This is a genomic window from Actinomadura rudentiformis, from assembly GCF_008923185.1.
In the GTDB taxonomy this organism is placed as follows: Bacteria; Actinomycetota; Actinomycetes; order Streptosporangiales; family Streptosporangiaceae; genus Spirillospora; species Spirillospora rudentiformis.
Genome location: NZ_WBMT01000001.1, coordinates 326,320 through 346,818 on the forward strand (window position 1 = coordinate 326,320; position 20,499 = coordinate 346,818).

Here is a 20,499-nt window from a genome sequence, read left to right on the forward strand (position 1 = left end):
GTTGCTCTGGCTCAAGTGACGACACGTCCCATCTCCCTTGCGTCCGGACGTCGGACGGCGCTCAGGGACTAGATGGTTCCGCCTTGCGCGGGGCAGGTTTCGAACCTTCCCCGGTGGACGACTCGGCACTGCCGTCCGCCGTTCGATGCCCCGCGCAAGGACGGGTTGTGGAGGCAACACCCGCCCTCGCGGCAAGCGCGCTTCTTGCGGCGCCGAGCAGGCCGGAGTGCCGTCCGAGGGTGGAGGGGCGCACGGTGACGCGCCGGGCGTAGTCCAGGGTGATGGTGTGTTCGAGGTGCCGTCGCAGCGGCGCGAACAGCACCTCGCCGGCGGCTGAGACTCCGCCGCCGATGACGACGCGATCGAGGTCGCACAGTGCCGCGGCTGCGGCGATGCCGCGTGCCAGTGCCTGGGTTCCCTGCTCGAAGGCGGCCACGGCGATGGTGTCGCCTTGGGCGGCGTCGGCGGCCAGGGCGCGGGCGTCCGGGCCTGTCCAGCCGTGCCCCTGGGCCCATCGGACCATTGACGGGCCGCTGGCAAAGGCCTCGACGCAGCCGGCCGCACCGCATGAGCAGGGCGGACCGGCGGGGTCGACGACGATGTGACCGAGATGGCCGGCGTTGCCGCTGGGCCCCGGGTACGCCGCGCCGGCCAGGACGAGACCGCCTCCGATGCCGGTGGACACCACGATCCCGAGCATCGAGGTCGCGCCGCGCCCCGCGCCGAGCCAGTGCTCTCCCAGGGCATGGGCGATGCCGTCGCCGACCAGGGTGACCGGAACACCGGGCACGATGTCGCCGACCAGGTCGATCAAGGGGAAGTCGCGCCAGGCCGGGATGTTCACGGGACTCACCGTGCCGCGCACCAGGTCGACCGGCCCGGCCGAGGCCAGCCCGACGGCCACCGGCGGCGCGTCACCCGCGATCGATGTGAGCAACCCGCGAAGCGCTTCGGTGATGAGGGGTTCGGTGGCGGGCGTTGCGGTCTCGACGTGCCTGTGCACCTGCCCGTCCGCGCTGATCAAGCCGACGCTGATCTTGGTACCGCCGATGTCCACGCCGAGCACGACGTTCTGGTCCATGGACGTCCCTTCAATCAGCGAGAAGCTCTGACAGCTGTGGCGAGTACGTGGCGTGGAGGACGAGTGCGGCACCGCCCACGACGGCGGCGTCCGCGCCCAAGGGGGAGAGCTCGATGTCGACCACCCGGACGTGTCGTGACAGCGGTCTTGCGGCGACAGCCGAGGTAACCGCGTCGACGTAGGGCTTCTCGACGTTCCGGATGCCGTGACCGCCCAGCACGACAAGGTCCACGTCGGTGATGTTGACGACGTTGACCACGACGGTGGCGACGTGCCGCGCGGCCTCCTCGATGACCGCGGCCGCGACCGGATCGCCGGATACGGCGGCGTGCTTGATCGCGGCGTGGTCGACGGTGGCCGGATCGCGGTGGAACGCTTCCGACAGCACGCTGCCGCCGCGCTGCTCACCGAGCCTGCGATGCGTCTCGGCGACGATCGCTGCGGGGCTGACCAGACTCTCCAGGCAGCCCCGGATGCCGCAGTAACACTCCGGACCGTCCGGCAGGACGGACGTGTGCCCGAACTCCGCGGCGTTCAGGGAGCCGCCCCGGAAGACCTGGTGGTTGAGGATGAGACCGCCGCCGATGCCGGTGCCGAAGAAGAAGTAGGCGAAGTTCGCCACGCCCTTTCCGGCGCCCGACCACCGCTCGCCGATCGCCGCGGCGGTGGCGTCGTTGTCCAAGGTGACCGGTAGACCCGTCGCCTCGCTCAGCAGCTGCTTCATCGGCACCCGCGTCCAGTTCGCGAGTTTCGGCGGTGCGACCACCATGCCGTGCTCCTGGTCGATGGGGCCTGGGCTGGCCAGGCCGAGACCGAGCACCCGGTCGCGCGGCACGTCGGCCTCGGCGAGCACGTCGGCGACCAGATGGGCCATGGCCGCGACGACATCGGCCGGGGTGGCGCCCGGCGGTGTCGGGCGCCGCTTCATCACCAGCGGCCGTCCGAGCAGGTCGACCACGACGCACGCGAGCTCGACCGGGTCGAAGTGGAGCCCGACCGCACTTCCCGCGTCGGCGTTGATCCGCAGCGTGGTACGGGGTTTGCCGAGGCCGGCGACCCGGCTGGAGCCGTCCTCGCGCACGATGCCCTCATCGAGCAGCCGCCGCACGATCCCGGAGACGGTCTGCGGGGTGAGGCCCGTGAGCTGGGCGATCTCCGCCCGGCTGACGCCGTCGGCGAGCTGGATCTGATCCAGCACCACCGCCCGGTTGTACCGGCCCACCTTGGGGAGATTCGTGCCTGCTCTCCGCACCGACGATCCTCTCTGCTCACCCTCTGCGACATTCTGTCCCAGGCCCGTTGACTTTGTAAAACAATTGGATTTAAGGTCTCGGGACGTAACGCACCTCACATAGGGCATCGGCGACGGGTGAGCTCGCCGCCATGGCCGGGAGTCACAGACAAGATCACCGGAGTGGGTTGATGTCATTGCCATGCTGCGTCGCTCCAGGTCCGGACCGGCCTGGTCGTGGCGGGCCGCGAAGCGGGGGGCCGCTGTTGTGAACGCGGTCGTGAACAAGGCCCCGACCTTGCTCGAGATGCGCTCGATCACCAAGACGTTCCCCGGCGTGGTCGCCCTCGCGGACGTCAACCTGGAGGTCCGTACCGGCGAGATCCACGCCATCTGCGGGGAGAACGGCGCCGGGAAGTCGACGCTCATGAAGGTCCTGAGCGGCGTGCATCCGCACGGCACCTACAGCGGCGACATCATCTACCGGGGCCAGGAGGTCCGGTTCGCCGACATCCGCGCCAGCGAGCGCGCCGGCATCGTGATCATCCACCAGGAGCTCGCCCTGGTGCCCGGCATGTCGATCACCGAGAACGTCTTTCTGGGCAACGAGCCGCGCCGGCGTGGCGCGATCGACTGGAGGGGCGCCCAGCGCCGCGTCGTCGAGCTGATGGAGCAGGTGGGCCTCAAGGAGGATCCCGACACGCTCATCAAGGACATCGGCGTCGGCCAGCAGCAGCTCGTCGAGATCGCCAAGGCGTTCGCCAAGGACGTGAAGCTGCTCATCCTCGACGAGCCCACCGCGGCCCTCAACGAGGCCGACTCCCGGCACCTGCTCGAGCTGCTGCGCGAGTTCAAGCGGCAGGGCATCACCTCGATCATCATTTCGCACAAGCTCAACGAGATCGAGGCGATCGCCGACTCCATCACGATCCTGCGCGACGGCCGCACCATCGAGACGCTCGACGTGCACGCCGACGGGGTCAACGAGGACCGCATCGTGCGCGGCATGGTGGGCCGTGAGCTCGGCAGCCGGTTCCCGGATCGCACCCCCGCCATCGGCGAGGTGTTCTTCGAGGTCCGGGACTGGACGGTGCGCCACCCGATCTCCACCGAACGGCTGGTCTGCAAGAACTCGAGCTTCAACGTCCGCCGCGGCGAGATCGTCGGCTTCGCCGGTCTCATGGGCGCCGGGCGCACCGAGCTCGCGATGAGCCTGTTCGGCCGGTCCTACGGGATCTGGCTCGGCGGGCACGTCTACAAGGACGGCAAGGAGATCCAGCTCAAGTCGGTCGCCGACGCGATCGGGCACGGCCTGGCGTACGTGAGCGAGGACCGCAAGGCCATCGGGCTCAATCTCCTCGACGACATCAAGACCTCCATCGTGGCCGCCAAGCTGCCAAAGATCACGCGGCACGGCGTCATCGACCAGGTCAAGGAACACCGCGTCGCCGAGGAGTACCGCGACAACCTGCGGGTCAAGGCGCCGACGGTCGATGAGGGCGTCACGAAGCTCTCCGGGGGCAACCAGCAGAAGGTCGTCCTGGCGAAGTGGATGTTCACCGATCCGGACCTGCTGATCCTCGACGAACCGACGCGCGGCATCGACGTGGGCGCCAAGTACGAGATCTACGGGATCATCCAGCGGCTCGCCGAGCAGGGCAAGGGCGTCATCGTCATCTCCTCCGAGCTGCCCGAGCTCATCGGCCTGTGCGACCGGATCTACACGGTGTTCGAGGGGACCATCACCGGCAACGTCTCGCGCCGCGACGCCGACCCGGAACTCCTCATGAAGCAGATGACCTCTACGAAGAAGATGGCGACGCGATGAGCCGTTACCAAGACCTCAAGAAGAACCTCTTCGGGGGCACCGCCTCCAACGCCCGCCAGTTCGGCATGATCTTCACGCTCGTGGCGATCATCCTGCTGTTCCAGGTCCTGACCGACGGCCTCACGCTGACCTCCGGCAACCTCATCGCGGTCGTCAGCCAGTACTCCTACATCCTCATCCTCGCCATCGGCATGCTGATGGTGATCGTCGCCGGGCACATCGACCTGTCGGTCGGCTCGGTCGCCGCGTTCACCGGCATCGTGGTCGCCAAGGCCATGCAGGAGCACGACCTGCCCTGGCAGGCGGCGATCGTGCTGGGCCTGCTGGTCGGCGCGGCCATCGGTGCCTGGCAGGGCTTCTGGGTCGCCTATGTCGGGGTGCCCGCGTTCATCGTCACGCTGGGCGGGATGCTGCTGTTCCGGGGCGGCAACCAGTTCATCGGCAACGCCGACACCGTGCCGGTCCCCGAGGGCTTTCGCACCATCGGCGCCGGCTTCCTTCCCGAGGTCGGCCCGAACACCGGGTACAACAACCTGACCCTGCTCCTGGGCCTGGCGGCCTGCACCGCAGTCGTGTGGAGGGAGTGGAGGGCCCGGCAGATCCGGCAGGAGATGGGCGCCGAGCCGACGCCGGTGTGGGTCTCCGGTGTGCGCCTGGCCGTGATGGTGGGCGTCATCGTCTTCGCCACGCTGCGCTTCGCCGGCGGCCGGGTCGGCACCAGCCTGCCGGTGTCCGGCATCATCCTGGCCGTCCTGGTGATCGCCTACTCGTTCTACACCCGCAACACCGCCGGTGGCCGGCACATCTACGCGGTCGGCGGCAACGCCCGCGCCGCCGAGCTGTCCGGTGTGAAACTCCAGCGGGTCAACTTCTTCGTCATGATGAACATGTCGGTCCTCGCCGCGCTCGCCGGCATGATCTTCGTGGCGCGGTCGGCCGCCTCCGGCCCGCAGGACGGGCTCAGCTGGGAGCTCGACGCGATCGCGGCCGTGTTCATCGGCGGCGCGGCCGTCTCCGGCGGCCTCGGCACCATCAGCGGCTCCATCGTGGGCGGCCTGGTCATGGCCCTGCTCAACAACGGCCTGCAACTCGAAGGCGTCGGCTCGGACATGGTGCAGATCATCAAGGGCCTGGTGCTGCTGCTCGCCGCCGCGCTCGACGTCTACAACAACAGCCAGGGCCGCTTCTCGGTCATCGGCTCGATCATGCGCCCGTTCCGCCGTGAGGAACCGGCGCCGGTGACTGCGGGGGCCGACTCGTCCCGCGAGACCGACAAGGCCTCGGCAGCCGGCTGACGCTGACGGCTGACGCTGACGGCTGACGGCTGACGGCTGACACAGCTTCACCACCGCACCGCCGCAGCTGCACCACCCCACCGCCGCGGTGGACCCACCCCTGCAGCACATCGAGAAAGGTCACCCGAGCATGCGCAAACTTCTCACCAGAGCCATCGCGACGAGCGCAGCGGCCATGCTGGCGTTGGGCGCCACCTCCTGCTCCAACGAACGTGAGGGAGAGGGCAGCGGCAGTTCGGCGAAGGGCTTCAAGGCGGACTCCGTCATCGGCGTCGCGCTGCCCTCCAAGACGTCGGAGAACTGGGTGCTCGCCGGTGACCTCTTCGTCAACGGGCTCAAGGAAGCGGGCTTCAAGCCCGACGTGCAGTACGCGGGTGCCTCGACCACCGTCGCCGACCAGCAGGCGCAGATCTCCGCGATGGTCACCAAGGGCGCGAAGGTCATCGTCATCGGCGCGACCGACGCCGCCCAGCTGTCCACCCAGGTGGCACAGGCCAAGCAGTCCGGCGCGATCGTCATCGCCTACGACCGGCTCATCACCAACACCAAGGACGTCGACTACTACATCGCCTTCGACAACTTCAAGGTCGGCCAGCTGCAGGGCCAGGCACTGCTCGACGGAATGAAGGCCAAGAAGCCGAAGGGGCCGTGGACGATCGAACTGTTCTCCGGCTCGCCGGACGACAACAACTCCGCGGTCTTCTTCAACGGCGCGATGGACGTTCTCAAGCCGCTCATCGACAAGGGCGAGGTCAAGGTCGGCTCCGGCCAGGCCGACATCAAGCAGACCGCCGTCCAGGGCTGGAAGGCCGAGGTCGCACAGCAGCGTATGGACGCGCTGCTGACCTCCACTTACAGCAGCAAGACCGTCGACGGTGTCCTGTCGCCCAACGACACCCTCGCCCGGGCCATCATCACCTCGGTCAAGGGCGCCGGCAAGCCGGTCCCGGTCGTCACCGGCCAGGACTCCGAGGTCGAGTCGGTGAAGTCCATCATGGCCGGGCAGCAGTACTCCACGATCAACAAGGACACCCGCAAGCTCGTCGCGGACACCGTGAAGATGGTCAAGACCCTGCAGGGCGGCGGCGAGCCCGAGATCAACGACACCAAGTCGTACAACAACGGCGTCAAGGTCGTCCCGGCGTTCCTGCTCCCGCCGGTCATCGTCACCAAGGCCAACGCCGCCCAGGCCTACGCCAACGACCCCAAGCTGTCCCCGCTCACCAAGTAACCCTCGACAGATGAGTCAGCGGTGTCCCGGAACGCCTTCGAGGGCGTTCCGGGACACCGCTGACGTTCCAAGGACGTGCCGACTTTGGCAAACACGTTCAGCGACACGCAGTTGATTGGTCTGGACAACCCTGTACGCAACTACGCATGGGGCTCACGGACGACCATTGCGGCGCTGCAAGGCAGGCCCTTCCCCACCGCTGAGCCCGAGGCGGAGATCTGGATCGGGGCGCACCCGGCAGCGCCGTCCAGAGTCTCCGCCCGAACGGACCTGCTGACCGTGATCGACGCGGACCGCCCGGGTCTCCTCGGCCCTGGCCGCGATCGCCTGCCCTTCCTGCTCAAAGTCCTCGCGGTGGCCAAGCCGTTGTCGATCCAGGTGCACCCCGACGCGCAGCAGGCCGTACGTGGATTCACCCGGGAGGAGGCGCTCGGCATTCCACGCGACGACCCGAAGCGCAACTACCGCGATGATTGGCCGAAACCGGAACTGCTGTACGCCGTCACCGATTTCGACGCGCTCTGTGGCATCCGCGAGCCGAGAGAGGCTGCCCGCTTGCTGCGAGCTCTCGGCGGTACGCGGCTGCAACGGATCGCCGGCGTCCTGGAGCAGCGCGGTCCCCGCGAGACGTTCGACGTGCTCAACTCCTGGCCCACCGACGATCGTCCCGCACTCGTCGCGGAAGTGCGCACAGGCGCGACTGAAGCGCGGAGGGACGGGCCTGAAGCGCCGCGCAGGAGCGACCCGGAAGTGGCACTGCGCACTGCGGCGAGGATCGCGGCGGACCAGCCCGACGATCCGGGATGTGTCACCTCGCTTCTGCTCAACCTCGTCACGCTCGCACCAGGGCAAGCCCTGTACGCCCGACCTCGCACCATCCATGCCTACCTGCAGGGGACAGGCGTCGAAGTCATGGCTTCGTCCGACAACGTGCTGCGCGGAGGTCTCACTCCCAAGCACGTCGACCAAGCCGAGCTTGCAGCCGTCGCGGACTTCACGCCCTCCGAGCCGGAGGTCGTCAAGCCGGTGACGCTGCCCACGGGCGAGGACATGTATCCGGCGCCAGTGGAGCAGTTTCAGCTGACAAGGCTTCGCCCGCGTCCCCTCATCACGGTCCCGGAGCCCGGCCCCAGCAGCATCCTTTGCCTGGACGGCTCCCTCACCGTGACCCGAGGCGGTATCACTCACCTCCTGAACCCCGGGGAGGCGCTGTTCGCGCCACACAGCGGCGACGATGAGCTGACCATCGAGGGACAAGGACTGGGATTCCGGGCATCGATCCCGCTGTCATCTCTGTGAGTGATCGGAACTTTTGTGTAACTACAGGTGGGCAAGAGCGTTATGGTGCATCCTTAACACGCCTTATTCCGTTATGGCCCCTGTGCGACGGGTCGACGAGTCCTGCGCCGGTCGCCAACGCTCACAAGGACACGATGGATGGCAGCACAAGCAGGTCGACCACGCATCGAGCGCGTCGCGCTGGAACGCGCGTTCCGGATCTGGTTGGTCGTGGCGATCGTCGGTGGCGGCGCCTGGCTGGGAACGCTTCTGGCGGTGGACGAGCAGTCACGCACGCTGGTCGCGGCGGGCGGTGGCGGCGTGGCCGCGCTGATCGTGAGCCTGGCCATCGGTGTCGCGGCCTACTATGCCGAGTGCGCGCGGGCCGTCCGTAGCCGGCTGGCGCAGGTGGAGAACGAGAGCGGCCAGCTGGAGCGCAGGCTTCAGGAACTGGTCGACGGGCCGTTGCCCGCGCTGATCGGACGGCTCCAGAAGGGCGCGTCACCGGACACGTCACTGGCCGAGCTCAGGGCCACGCCCGACCAGCCGCTGGGCCGTCTGGTGAGCATGGTCGTGGAGGGCGTCGCCGCGAGCGAGCGGAGCGCGGTACAGGCCAGGGCGCAGCTGACCGTCCTGGAGGACGAGATCAAGCAGCTGGCCGACTCCACGCTGCCCGCCATGACCAAGCGGATCCGCGGCGACCGCGCCTCGGCGGCGTCCGTGCTGGCCGAGCTCCCGGCGCCCTCGAACGCCGTGCTGGAACGGCTGCTGCGCGACCTCGCCGACGACCTCGCCGCAGGGGAGCGCACCAGGGCGTCGGCCATGGCGGCGGCGGCGAGCGCGGCGGCGAGGATCCAGGCGCAGACCACCCGCATGCTCGCCCAGCTGCGGGAACTGGAGGACCAGTACAACGAGGACAAGGTCTTCGGCGACCTGCTCGACCTCGACCACCACGTCTCCCAGATGGGACGCCTGGCCGACAGCATCGCGCTGCTCAGCGGCGGCCGTACAGGACGCCGCTGGACCAAGCCCATCGTGCTGGAGAGCATCATCCGTGGCGCCATGGGCCGGATCGCCTCCTACCAGCGCGTTCAGTACCACTCGACCAGCACCGCCGCCGTCGCCGGATTCGCCGCCGAGGGCGTCATGCACGTGCTGGCCGAACTGATGGACAACGCCGCCAACTTCTCCCCGCACGGCACCGCCGTGCACGTCTACGCCGAGGAGGAGGGCGCGGGGGTCGTCGTCACCATCGAGGACAGCGGACTGGGCATGCGGCAGCGCGAGCGGGAACGCGCCGAACGGCTGGTCTCCGAGGCCGCCGACCTGACGTCGCTGCCCGGGACCCGGCTTGGACTGGCGGTGGTCGGCAGGCTGGCCGGCAAGCACGGCCTGAAGGTCAACTTCCGGCCGTCCTCGCGCGGCGGCGTCGGCGTGGTGGTGCTGATCCCGCGCAGGCTCATCAGCCACTCCTCCGATGACGTCTCCAGGGGAACGTTGTCGGAGTCCATCCAGAGCGCACCCAAGGGCACTCCCATGCCCGTCCGCGAACCCGCCACGGTCGGAGCCGTGGCGGCGACACCGGACGCAGGCGCCTCCGATGATGAGACATATCTGCCCAAACGCCGTCGCGGTGCCACGCTCACCGGGACGGTCAAGAAGGAGGCGGCTCCCGCTCCCAAGCCCCGCGATCCGGGAGCGCGGTTCGCCGCGTTCCGCGAATCCGCCTCGGGACGCCACAAGCCGACCGGCGACACCGCGACCGATTCCACGTCGGACCCCGCGTCCGGCACAGCGTCAGACATCCCCACGGGCACGGCGTCCGGCACGACGACAGGCTCCGATGAGAACGCACCACGTCCGCCAAAGACCCGATGAGCAGGGCTCATGGCCTTGCGACCCCTTCGGCGGACGGGCCGCAAGGCCGACCGGTCCCGGCATCCTCGTCCGGACCGCAGGATCGACAGATAGGAGGCAGGGGCGCGTAGCCGCGGCGGGCGCCGCCCCGTGATCTCGATGAGCACCGATGAGCGCCAACTCGATTGGCTTCTGGCGTCCCTCGTGGACCGGGCCCCCGGCGTCCAGCACGTCCTGGTGCTGTCCAGGGACGGTCTGGAGATCTGCCACACCCCCCAGCTGGACGACGACAAGGCCGACCAGCTCGCGGCCATCGCGTCGGGAATCCAGAGCCTGTCCCTGACCGCCTCCCACGAGTTCGGCAGCGGCGTCGGCGCCGGCCAGTCGATGGTGGAGTTCGCCGGCGGGCTGCTGCTCATCGTCCCGGCAGGTGAGGGGGCGCACCTGGCCGTCGTGGCCCACGAGGACGCCGACGTCGGCCTCGTCGGGCACAGCATGAACGAACTGGTGGAGCAGATCGGCGGCTACCTGACCGCGGCGCCGCGCACCGCCACCCCGACATGAGCCTGCGCGCCCTGAACCACGAGGAGCCTGATCGGCTCTACACCGTGACCGGTGGCCGCAGCCGGATCGACGACGACGCCCTCGACCTCGTCACGCTCGTCATCGCCGAGAACGATCCGGCGCCCGGCATGCAGTCCGAGCACGTCACGATCCTGCGGCTGTGCCGCCACGAGCCGGTGGCCGTGGTCGAGCTGTCCTCCCACCTGAGGCTGCCGGTGAGCGTGGTGAAGATCCTGCTGCTTGACCTGCGCGACACCGGTCACATCACCGTCCGTCATCCGACCTCGGCCAACGCGACGACCCACCTGGCCGACCTGGAAACGTTGAAGCAGGTGCTCGTTGGACTCGAAAGCCTCTGACCGGGCAGCGGAACCCGGACCCGCCGGAGCGCAGGCCGGAGCCGCGGGCGACGTGCCCCTGCGCCGCACCGCACGGGACGCGCTGAAGATCGTGATCGTGGGCGGCTTCGGTGTCGGCAAGACCACCATGGTCGGCTCGGTCTCCGAGATCCGCCCGCTGAGCACCGAGGAGGTCATGACGAAGGCCGGAGTCGGCATCGACGACCCCAGCCGCGTCGCCGACAAGCGCACCACCACGGTCGCGTTCGACTTCGGCCGGATCTCGCTGGACGAACACCGCGTGCTCTACCTGTTCGGAGCCCCCGGCCAGGAGAGGTTCTGGTTCATCTGGGACCAGCTGTTCTCAGGCAGCCTCGGCGCGGTGGTGCTGGTGGACACGCGCCGCCTGGAGGACTCGTTCTACCCGCTCGACCGGCTGGAGCACCACAAGATGCCGTTCGTGGTGGCCGTCAACCGGTTCGACGGCCCCGACCCGCAGCCGTCGCTGGGCCAGGTGCGCGACGCGCTGTCACTGGACGAGGACGTCCCGCTGGTCGACTGCGACGCCCGGCTCCGGGGCTCCAGCAAGGACGTGCTGATCACACTTGTCCGGCATCTCACCACGCTCCACGATCCCGCCGCACTCCATGCCCCTGCCGCGATCAAGGAGGCCGCGCAGTGACCGACGAGAAGGTCCGGCCGCCCGTCGACGAGGACGCCGTCCGCCTGTACGGGGAGGAGTTCGACCAGCGGCCGAAGGACTTCTTCCAGCGGATGCGGCGCGAGCACGGCCCCGTCGTGCCCGTCCTGCTCGAAGGCGACATCCCCGCCTGGTACGTGATCGGGTACCGGGAGGTCAACCACGTCACCGGCAACCCCGGCCTGTTCGCCCGCGACACGCGCCGCTGGAACGCCTGGGACATGGTCCCCGAGAACTGGTCTCTGCTGCCGTTCGTCGGATGGAACCCGTCGGTCCTGCTTGCCGAGGGGGAGGACCACCAGCGGCGCAGCGCGGCGATCAGCGACGCGCTGGACGCCGTCGACCGAACCGAGCTGGGCAACAGCAGCGAGCGCATCGCCGACGAGCTGATCGACGAGTTCGCCGGGGACGGTGAGGCCGACCTGATCGGCCAGTTCGCCGACCGGCTCCCACCGCTGGTGATGGCCGAGCTCTTCGGCGTTCCCGACGCCGAGGTGCCCGACATGATCCGGGACGTCCAGTACGTGGCGGGCTCCGATGAGAACGCCGTCCCGGCGCACCAGCGGCTCCAGGAGCTCTTCCGCGGGCTGGCCGAGGCCCGCAAGGCGCGCCCCGGGCCGGACGTCACATCCCGCCTGATGGAGCACCCCGCCAACTACACCGCTGACGACCTGCGCAACGACCTGCTGATCATGATGAGCGCCGGTCACCTGCCCACCGGCCACTGGATCGGCAACGCGCTGCGGCTGATGCTGATCGACGAGCGGTTCGCCGTGACGCTCCAGGGCGGCCGTGGCAGCGTCGTGCAGGCGCTCAACCAGGTGCTGTGGGAGGACACGCCGTCCCAGAACGTCATCGGCCGGTTCGCCGTGCACTCCTGCGAGCTGGCCGGACGCAAGATCCGTCCCGGCGACATGCTGATCATGGGGTACGCCGCGGCCAACGAAGACCCCCAGGTGCAGCCCTCCGCGCACGACGCCGGCGTCGGCAACCGCGCCCACCTGTCGTTCGGGCACGGCGACCACGGGTGCCCCTTCCCCGCTCCGGAGCTCGCCGAGGTCATCGCCAGGACCGCGGTCGAGGTGCTGCTCGACCGGCTGCCCGACATCGAGCTCGCGGTCAAACCCGACGAGCTCATGTGGCTCCCGTCGTTCTGGGTTCGTCGGCTGGCGGCCCTGCCGGTCACGTTCAGCCCGGCCACCGTCTCCCACCGAGGCGTCTGAACCGCGTCAGCCGAGACAACACAACGGCCTCTCACCAGCAGTGAACTGGTGAGAGGCCGTTGTGCCATCAGGCAGAGATCACTTCTGGCACTCGCGTCCCTTGCAGGTGGTGAGTTCGCGCAGCATGGACTTCAGCTTCCGCAGCTGACCTGGGGAGAGGCGCTGGACGGTGTTGTCGAGCTGGTGCGGGTCACGGCGGATGTCGTAGTACTCGCGCTGGCCGTTGGCATATTCCACGTACAGCTCACGGGAGGTGCGCAGCGCGTTGTAGGTCGGGGGATTGCCGGAGGGCGCGGCCTGGAAGTCCGGGTCGGAGGCGACGTTGTTGGGGCCGTGGTGCTCGATGAGCACGCCGTCCCGCTCGTTCCGCGGGCGCTTGCCCTTGAGATACGGCACCAGCGAGATGCCGTCCACCTGCGCCGGGGGCCGCGCGCGGCCGAGCTCGGTGAAGGTCGGGCACAGGTCGGTGTTCTGCGTGAGCGCGCTGACGGTGCGCCCGGCGGGCACGCCCGGTCCGGTGACGATCAGAGGCACCTTGATGTCGGTGTCGTACGCCGTCTGCTTCCCGCCCATGAGCCGGTGCTCGCCCATGTGGAAGCCGTTGTCGGAGGTGAACACGAAGTAGGTGTTCCGGTCGGCGCCACTGGCCCTGAGCGCGGCCTGCATGTCGCCGATCGCCTTGTCGATCGCCAGCACCGACCGGGCGCGCTTGCGGAACGTGGTGTCGAGCTGCTTGATCTGCTTCTTGGTGAGCTTCGGACGGCCCTTGATCCAGGCGGGCTTGTCCGACATGTCCGCCTCGTTGAAGGCGGGCGTGCGCGGCACCTTGGCCTTGGGGAACTTGCCCTTGTCGCGCGGGGCCGGGGTGGCCGGGCCGTGCGGCGTGAAGACCGAGAGCTCCAGCATGAACGGCTTCTTGGCGGCGACCGACCGCTTGGCGAAGTCGATGCTCTTCTGCGACAGCACGTCGGTGAGGTAGTCGGACGGCTTCTTGCCGTACGAGACGAGGCGGCCGTTCTCGTTCAGCTTGTAGTTGTAGTTCGGGTAGCCGTTGCCCGCGACGTACCACTCGGTCCAGCCGGGCGGAACCGGCATCGTCGGCTGGTAGCCGTTCATGTACTTGCCCAGCAGGGCCGTGTTGTATCCGGCGGCCTTCAGTGAGGTCGCGAAGGTCCGCTTGTGGTTGCCCTTCCGGTTGAACGTCGCGTACCCGCCGTCGGAGCCCTGATTGGTGAAGACCCCGGTGTTGTGCGGGTAACGGCCGGTGAGCATCGTGGCCCGCGAAGGGCAGCACAGCGAATCGGTCAGGAAGAAGTTCGAGAACGTCGTGCCGCGCTGCTGCATTCGCTTGACGTTGGGCATGTAGGGGAGCAGGTTCGAGTGCAGGTCATCGGTGAGGATGAAGACGATGTTCGGCCGGGTCTTCGGTCCTGCCGCACTCGCCTTCTCTGCAGCGGACTGTATGGGCGAACCGGTGCCGCAGGACGCCGCGGCGATGACCGCCGTGGCGGCGGCAGCGGCCACCGTGATTCTCCGAGAGGCCATGATGCGCCTTCCTGGTGTTACGAGGGGATGATCGTCCGGAAGTCTAGACACCAGATTTATGCGTCGCTTATGGCGAAACCTGGGAAAAGCCTGGGAAATCCGGACGTGTGATCATGCCCCGGGTCCTTTCGGGCGTCGTGCACCGTCGGATGGCCGGGATCGGCCGCTCGTCCCAGCGGTGACGCGGTTTCAACCGGTCCGGCGGGGGGCGGTGGAGTCCCGGACGACGAGGCGGCAGGGCATGCGGTGCACGCCGCCTCCTGCGCCGCCGTCGATGGCGGTGAACAGGTGCTGGGCCGCGGCGCGGCCGAGACGTTCGAGGTTCATGTCGACGGTGGTGAGGGGAGGCCGGGCCTCGGTGGCGAAGACGTCCCAGTTGTCGTAGCCGATGACAGCGAGGTCGTCGGGAATCCGGCGGCCGAGCTCGTGCGCGGCCTCGGCGACGCCGTAGGCGATCTGGTCGCTGCCGCAGAACACCGCGTCCAGCTCGGGGACGGTCGTCAGCAGCAGCTCGGCCGCCTGCCTGCCCCAGCGTTGTGACCAGGCGCCGTGCAGCACCTCGCCTCCGGCGAGCGGCAGGCCCGCCTCGTCCAGGACGGCGCGCATGCCGGCGGCGCGGTCCCTGGCAGCCAGGTATTCGACGGGACCTGTCACGTGCGCGATGTGACGGCGGCCCAGGGTGAGGAGATGGTTGACGGCCAGTCCGGCGCCGCCGACGTCGTCGGGTACGAACGACACGTCCGCGGGGTCGGTGGAGGGCCCGTACGCGTACACGACGGGAATGGGCAGATCGTCGGTGATGGACGGGCGGGGGTCGGTACTGTCCGCGACGACGATGAGGCCGTCGACGCGGCGGGCGAGCAGCGTCCGGATGTAGTGCTGCTCGCGGATGGAGTCGCCGCGGCCGTCGCAGAGCAGGACCGACATCTGGCCCGCGCCGAAGGCGTCCTCGGCGCCCAGCAGCACCGGCAGGCTGAACCGGTCGACCCCGTCGGTGAGCAGGCCGGCGGTCTGCGTCCGCCCGCTGAGCAGACCGCGCGCCAGGGCGTTGGGTTGGAATCCGAGCTCCTCGGCGACCTGGAGCACCCGGGCCCGGGTCTCGGCCCGTACCTGCTCGCGCCCGTTGAGCGCTTTGGAAGCGGTGGCGATCGACACTCCGGCGCCGGCCGCGACGTCACTGATCGTGACCGATCGCTTCCGTCCCATTGCAGAAAACCTTTCGTAAAGGCCGACATCGGCCGCACGAGACACGTTCCCGTAACAGGCCGTTGACAGGGTCTCCTACCAGGTTTATAGCTCTAATCAGTGTACCGAAAACCTTTTAGGTGTTTTCGGCACGAGGGTCCGTGTGACGCCTTACACACGTCCGGTCTCCAGAAGGAGGGGCCATGAAGAGCAATCGATGCGCCGTGGGAGTGCTCGCGCTCGGACTTGCGCTGGGCGCCTGCGGTGGCGACGGAGACACGGGGGATTCCGGCAACGGCACCACGATCACCATGTGGACCCGGTCGCCCACGGAGGCGCAGTCCCGCAGGCTGGTCGACGCCTACAACGCCTCGCACAAGAACAAGGTCAAGCTGACCGTCATCCCGGTCGACAACTACCAGCCCCGGATCGCCGCGGCCGCCGGGGCCCGCAACCTGCCCGACGTCTTCGCCGCCGACGTGATCTTCGTTCCGAAGTACACCTCTCAAGGGCTCTTCCTCGACCTCTCCGACCGGATCGCCAAGCTGCCGTACGCCGCGTCCATGGCGCCGTCGCACATGAAGCTCGGCACGCATGAGGGACGCAAGTACACCCTGCCTCACACCCTCGACCTGTCCGTTCTCTTCTACAACAAGGTGCTCTACAAGAAGGCGGGCCTCGACCCGGAGAAACCGCCGAAGACCCTCAAGGAGTTCGCCCAGCACGCCACCACCATCCGCAAGAAGGTCGGCGGCGACACCTACGGCACGTTCTGGGGTGGATCCTGCGGCGGCTGCTACGTCTTCACCTACTGGCCGTCGATCTGGGCCGCGGGCGGCGACGTCATGGACGAGCAGGGCACCCGTTCCACCATCGACAGTCCGCAGGCCCAGCAGGTCTTCCAGACCTACCGGACCTCTGGGCGAATGGCGTCGTCGACCCGGCCGCCAAGGACGAGAAGGGCGCCACCTGGACCGGCGTCTTCCCCAAGGGCAAGGTCGGCCTCCTGCCCATGCCGTCCACCACGCTCGGGACGATGCCGGACGACGACAAGGTGAAGGTGGGCGTCGCGCCCATCCCCGGGCCGGACGGCGGGGAGTCGACGTTCGTCGGCGGGGACTCCGTCGGCATCTCGGCGACCTCCAAGAACGCGGACGCCGCCTGGGACTTCATCGCCTGGACCATGTCCGACCAGGCCCAGACCGAGATCGTGGCCAAGAACAAGGACGTCGTGGCCCGCACCGACCTGGCCAGCAACAAGTACTCCGCCGCCGATCCCCGGGTCGTTCTGATCAACGGCATGGTGGCCAAGGGCAAGACGCCGTTCGCCATGAACTTCGGCCCCACCTACAACGACCCCAACGGACCGTGGTTGCAGGTCGCCAGGGGAGCGGTCTTCGGAAACGACGTCGGCGGCGCGCTGAGAACCGGAGCCGAGAAGCTGACCGCGGCGCTGAAGCAGGAGTGAGGATGAGCGTGACCACCGCCCAATCCCGCGCCGGAACGCCGGCCGGTCGTGCGCGGGATCGGCGGCCGGCGCCGCGGCGGCCGTGGTGGAGGTCGCGCGGCCTGGCGGGATGGGGATACGCCATGCCGACCGCCGTCGTCGTGGCCGTGTTCTTCCTGCTGCCCCTCGTCATGGTCTTCTGGATGTCGCTGCACCGATGGCCGCTGCTGGGCGACCCGACTGCGAACTTCCCGGACGACTACACGCGTGCGCGCGACAACCAGCTGTTCCGCGACTCGGTCTGGTTCACCCTCAAGTACACGGCGATCATCACGGTCCTGCTGTCCGGGGCGGCGCTCGGGCTCGCTCTGCTCGTCCAGGAACGGCGGCGTGGCACCGGCTTCTACCGCACCGCGTTCTTCCTGCCCTGCGCGGTCGGGTTCGCCTCCGCCTCGCTGCTGTTCTACGGGCTGTTCAGCAACAGCATCGGGCCGCTCGACCCCATGCTGCGCAAGCTGGGCGTCATCGACGAGCCGGTCGCCTGGACCGGCACCCCGAACATGGCCCTGTTCTCCACGATCGTCCTGGTCCTGTGGCGGTTCGCCGGGTTCAACATGCTGATCCTGCTCACCGGGCTGCAGGGCATCCCCATGGAGGTGTACGAGGCGGCACGGGTGGACGGCGCGTCCCGATGGGCCACGTTCCGGCACATCACCCTTCCGCTGTTGCGGCCCGCTCTCGCGCTGATGCTCACGCTCAGCGTCACGGGCTCGCTGCTGGCCTTCGACCAGTTCTTCATCCTCACCCAGGGCGGGCCGGACAACAGCACCATGTCGATGGTCATGGTGATCTACCGGGAGGCCTTCGTCCGCTTCGACCTCGGCGCGGCCGCGGCGCTGTCGGTCGTGGTGCTCGCCGTCCTCATCGTGCTGAACGTGGTCCAGCTGGGAGTGCTGCGGCGCCGGACTCGAAAGGAGAACGGATGAGGGCCCGATTCGGCTTCCACGGTGCCGGGGCGTCTCTCGCCATCTTGTTCCTGTTCCCGCTCCTGTGGAGCGGCTACTCCTCGCTCAAGGGCCAGCCGGGAAGCGGCCAGTCGTCCGGCTTCGGCGTGGGCAACTACACCAAGATGGCGGAGTACGGCGAGGGTCTGCCGACGTACCTGTTCAACAGCGTGGCCGTCTCCGCGATGACGGTCGCCGGCACCCTCGTGGTGTCCGGGCTCGGCGGGTACGCGTTCGCCCGGTTCTCCTTCCCCGGCAAGAACCTGCTCTTCCTGACCACCCTGGCAATCCTGATGGTGCCGTACGCGACGATCCTCATCCCGTTGTACGTGCTGCTCGGGTGGCTGCACCTGCAGAACACCCTCGTCGGGCTCAGCCTGGTGCTCATCATGTTCCAGCTGCCGTTCGCGGTGTTCATGATGCGCAACTCGTTCGAGGCCGTGCCCAAGGAACTGGAGGAGGCCGCGCTCGTCGACGGCTGCACCACGTTCACGGCCCTGCTCCGGGTCCTGCTGCACGCGGTCCGCCCAGGGCTGATCACGGTCGGGCTCTTCGCCTTCCTGACCGCGTGGAACGACTTCTTCGCGCCGCTGATCCTGATCAACGACGCCGCCAAGTTCACCTTGCCGGTCGCCACCGTGAGCATGCAGCAGCGCACGTTCGGCGCCATCGACTACGGCGCGCTGGAGGCGGGCGTGGTGGTCATGGCGCTGCAGTGCCTGGTGCTGTTCCTTGTCCTTCAACGCCACTACGTGCGGGGATTCATGTCGGGAGCATTGCGTGGTTAAGGGACCGGTCGTTCCGACCAGGGGCGTGCTGCGCCCGCTCGGTGTCGACGAAGTACGCCTCACCCCCGGATTCTGGGGCGACCGCCAGGAGTTGAACGCCTCGGTCATCCTCGGCCACTGCCGGGAGTGGATGACCCGTACCGGGTGGATCGGCAACTTCCGTGTCGCCGCGGAAGGTCGCCCGCCCAGCGAGCTCAACGGCCGGGAGTTCGCCGACTCGGAGGTCTACAAGCTGCTGGAGGGGCTCGCCTGGGAGTCCGCGCGCGCCGGCAAGGACATCGGCGGGCTGGAGGAGATCACCGGCCTCGTCGCCGCCGCCCAGGAACCGGACGGCTACCTCAACACCCGGTTCGGCCCGCACGGTCCCGGTCATCGTTACCGCGACCTCGAATGGGGCCACGAGCTCTACTGCTACGGGCACCTCATCCAGGCGGCCGTGGCGCGCGCCCGCACGCATGGCGAGGACGAGCTGACCGGGGTCGCACGTCGTGCGGCCGATCACGTGTACCGCGAGTTCGGACCGGACGGCCGGGCGGGGGTCTGCGGCCATCCCGAGATCGAGATGGCCCTGGTGGAGCTGTCCCGGCTGACCGGCGACGACCGCTACCTGGAACAGGCGCGGCTGTTCGTGGAACGGCGCGGCAAGCCGGCGCTGGCAGACATCGAGTTCGGCCGGACCTACTTCCAGGACGACGTCCCGGTCCGCCAGGCCCGCGTCATGCGCGGCCATGCCGTACGCGCCCTCTACCTGGCGAGCGGCGCGGTCGATGTGGCCGTGGAGACCGGCGACGACGAACTGCTCCAGGCCGTGATCGCGCAATGGGAGCGCACGGTGGCCGCCCGCACGTACATCACCGGCGGGATGGGCTCGCGTTACTCCGACGAGTCCTTCGGCGAGGACCACGAGCTGCCCCCGGAGCACGCGTACTCGGAGACCTGCGCGGCCGTCGCCTCGGTCATGCTCGCCTGGCGGCTGCTGCTGGCCACCGGCGAGCCTCGTTACGCCGATCTGGCCGAACGGACGCTCTTCAATGTCGTGGCCGCATCGCCCGCCACGGACGGACGCGCCTTCTTCTACGTGAACACCCTCCAGCAGCGTGTCCTGGGACCGCCGCGTGTCGAGGGACAGTGGCCTTGGGGGCGGCCTCCGGTGGGCCGGCGGGCACCATGGCTCGCCGTCTCGTGCTGCCCGGCCAATCTCGGCCGGACGCTGGCGAGCCTCTCGGCGTACGTGGCCACCGCGGACGACGACGGGGTCCAACTGCACCAGCTCACCTCGTGCGCGATCGAGACCGCCCTGTCCGCCGGTCGCGTGGGGCTCCGCGTCGAGACGGGTTATCCCTGGTCGGGCGCCGTGACCGTACGAGTCGTGGAGGCACCTGGCGGGCCGTGGCGGATCAGCCTGCGCGTCCCGGCGTGGGCCGGCGGCGCGTCGGTGTCGTACGGCGAGACCCGGCAGGCCGCGGATCCAGGGCTCGTCACGATCGAACGCGACTGGCGGCCGGGGGAGGAGCTCCGGCTCGACCTCCCGATGCGTCCCCGCTGGAGCCACCCCGACCCGCGCATCGACGCCGTGCGCGGCTGCGTCGCGGTCGAACGGGGCCCGCTGGTCTACTGCGCCGAATCCCCCGACGCACGGCTGGACTCGCTCGGCGTGGATCCCGCGACCCCTCCCGCCGAGACCACCGCCGCCGATCTCGGTTCGGCGGTGACGCTGACGGTGAACGCCCGCGAGACCCGTCCGAAGGAGACACCCTGGCCCTACGGCACCGAGCCGAGCCCTCCAGCGGGAGAACCAGAGCCCCTCACCCTCATCCCGTACCACCTGTGGGGCAATCGGGGTCCCGCCACCATGCGGGTCTGGCTCCCCGACATCTCCTGACCGCGCGCAAGAGCCAGCGCGC

General features: G+C 68.8%; 18 protein-coding genes. 14 read left to right on the forward strand and 4 right to left on the reverse strand.

Annotated elements, in window-relative coordinates; genetic code table 11:
- Positions 1–61: 61 nt before the first annotated feature.
- Together F8566_RS01625 and F8566_RS01630 are read right to left on the reverse strand one after the other, a co-directional pair.
- On the reverse strand, positions 62–1,081 hold the full coding sequence (locus F8566_RS01625) for an ROK family protein (protein WP_151557196.1): 1,020 nt from the start codon (positions 1,079–1,081) through the stop codon (positions 62–64).
- Between the two features lie 10 nt (positions 1,082–1,091).
- Entirely contained in the window at positions 1,092–2,333 is a 1,242-nt protein-coding gene (locus tag F8566_RS01630; protein WP_151557198.1) for an ROK family transcriptional regulator, read from the reverse strand.
- A gap of 286 nt (positions 2,334–2,619) precedes the next feature.
- Between F8566_RS01630 and mmsA the strand changes: the two genes are divergently transcribed.
- The 9 genes from mmsA (at position 2,620) to F8566_RS01675 (ending at position 12,626) form a co-directional block, all read left to right on the forward strand.
- A complete protein-coding gene (gene mmsA / locus F8566_RS01635) occupies positions 2,620–4,140 on the forward strand; it encodes a multiple monosaccharide ABC transporter ATP-binding protein (protein WP_192809497.1) in 1,521 nt (506 codons plus the stop codon).
- Positions 4,137–5,435: a multiple monosaccharide ABC transporter permease gene (gene mmsB / locus F8566_RS01640; protein WP_151557202.1), complete on the forward strand. Its 1,299-nt coding sequence runs from the start codon at positions 4,137–4,139 to the stop codon at positions 5,433–5,435. The genes mmsA and mmsB overlap by 4 nt, the downstream gene beginning before the upstream one ends.
- 130 nt (positions 5,436–5,565) lie before the next feature.
- Positions 5,566–6,666 (forward strand): substrate-binding domain-containing protein, encoded by a 1,101-nt coding sequence (locus F8566_RS01645; protein ID WP_151557204.1) that lies wholly within the window; start codon positions 5,566–5,568, stop codon positions 6,664–6,666.
- Positions 6,667–6,741: 75 nt separating this feature from the next.
- Positions 6,742–7,965, forward strand: coding sequence for a mannose-6-phosphate isomerase, class I (gene manA, locus F8566_RS01650; RefSeq protein ID WP_151557206.1), 1,224 nt, complete (start codon positions 6,742–6,744; stop codon positions 7,963–7,965).
- Between the two features lie 138 nt (positions 7,966–8,103).
- Positions 8,104–9,822 (forward strand): sensor histidine kinase, encoded by a 1,719-nt coding sequence (locus tag F8566_RS01655; protein WP_151557208.1) that lies wholly within the window; start codon positions 8,104–8,106, stop codon positions 9,820–9,822.
- Positions 9,823–9,960: 138 nt separating this feature from the next.
- Entirely contained in the window at positions 9,961–10,365 is a 405-nt protein-coding gene (locus F8566_RS01660) for a roadblock/LC7 domain-containing protein (protein WP_151557210.1), read from the forward strand.
- Positions 10,362–10,724, forward strand: coding sequence for a DUF742 domain-containing protein (locus F8566_RS01665; RefSeq protein ID WP_151557212.1), 363 nt, complete (start codon positions 10,362–10,364; stop codon positions 10,722–10,724). The genes F8566_RS01660 and F8566_RS01665 overlap by 4 nt, the downstream gene beginning before the upstream one ends.
- Positions 10,705–11,385, forward strand: a complete 681-nt coding sequence (locus tag F8566_RS01670) for a GTP-binding protein (RefSeq protein WP_404800250.1) — start codon at positions 10,705–10,707, stop codon at positions 11,383–11,385. Before F8566_RS01665 ends, F8566_RS01670 begins: the two co-directional genes overlap by 20 nt.
- Entirely contained in the window at positions 11,382–12,626 is a 1,245-nt protein-coding gene (locus tag F8566_RS01675) for a cytochrome P450 (RefSeq protein WP_151557214.1), read from the forward strand. The genes F8566_RS01670 and F8566_RS01675 overlap by 4 nt, the downstream gene beginning before the upstream one ends.
- A gap of 78 nt (positions 12,627–12,704) precedes the next feature.
- Here the strand turns inward: F8566_RS01675 and F8566_RS01680 are convergent, their stop codons facing one another.
- Both F8566_RS01680 and F8566_RS01685 read right to left on the reverse strand, forming a co-directional pair.
- Positions 12,705–14,171 (reverse strand): sulfatase-like hydrolase/transferase, encoded by a 1,467-nt coding sequence (locus F8566_RS01680; RefSeq protein WP_151557216.1) that lies wholly within the window; start codon positions 14,169–14,171, stop codon positions 12,705–12,707.
- 189 nt (positions 14,172–14,360) lie between these two features.
- On the reverse strand, positions 14,361–15,377 hold the full coding sequence (locus F8566_RS01685) for a LacI family DNA-binding transcriptional regulator (protein ID WP_151557218.1): 1,017 nt from the start codon (positions 15,375–15,377) through the stop codon (positions 14,361–14,363).
- A 182-nt stretch (positions 15,378–15,559) separates the two neighbouring features.
- On the opposite strand from F8566_RS01685, the gene F8566_RS52790 reads away from it, so the two are divergent.
- The 5 genes from F8566_RS52790 to F8566_RS01705 are packed head-to-tail and all read left to right on the forward strand — an operon-like array spanning position 15,560 to position 20,477.
- The gene (locus F8566_RS52790) at positions 15,560–16,414 is read left to right on the forward strand and encodes an ABC transporter substrate-binding protein (RefSeq protein ID WP_404800251.1); all 855 of its coding nucleotides are present in this window, start codon (positions 15,560–15,562) and stop codon (positions 16,412–16,414) included.
- Complete coding sequence (locus tag F8566_RS52150) at positions 16,369–16,824, forward strand: extracellular solute-binding protein (protein ID WP_404800252.1); 456 nt, start codon at positions 16,369–16,371, stop codon at positions 16,822–16,824. Before F8566_RS52790 ends, F8566_RS52150 begins: the two co-directional genes overlap by 46 nt.
- Before the next feature lie 2 nt (positions 16,825–16,826).
- A complete protein-coding gene (locus F8566_RS01695) occupies positions 16,827–17,789 on the forward strand; it encodes a carbohydrate ABC transporter permease (RefSeq protein ID WP_151557220.1) in 963 nt (320 codons plus the stop codon).
- Complete coding sequence (locus F8566_RS01700) at positions 17,786–18,595, forward strand: carbohydrate ABC transporter permease (RefSeq protein WP_151557222.1); 810 nt, start codon at positions 17,786–17,788, stop codon at positions 18,593–18,595. Before F8566_RS01695 ends, F8566_RS01700 begins: the two co-directional genes overlap by 4 nt.
- Positions 18,588–20,477: a glycoside hydrolase family 127 protein gene (locus F8566_RS01705; protein WP_151557224.1), complete on the forward strand. Its 1,890-nt coding sequence runs from the start codon at positions 18,588–18,590 to the stop codon at positions 20,475–20,477. The genes F8566_RS01700 and F8566_RS01705 overlap by 8 nt, the downstream gene beginning before the upstream one ends.
- Positions 20,478–20,499: the final 22 nt, after the last annotated feature.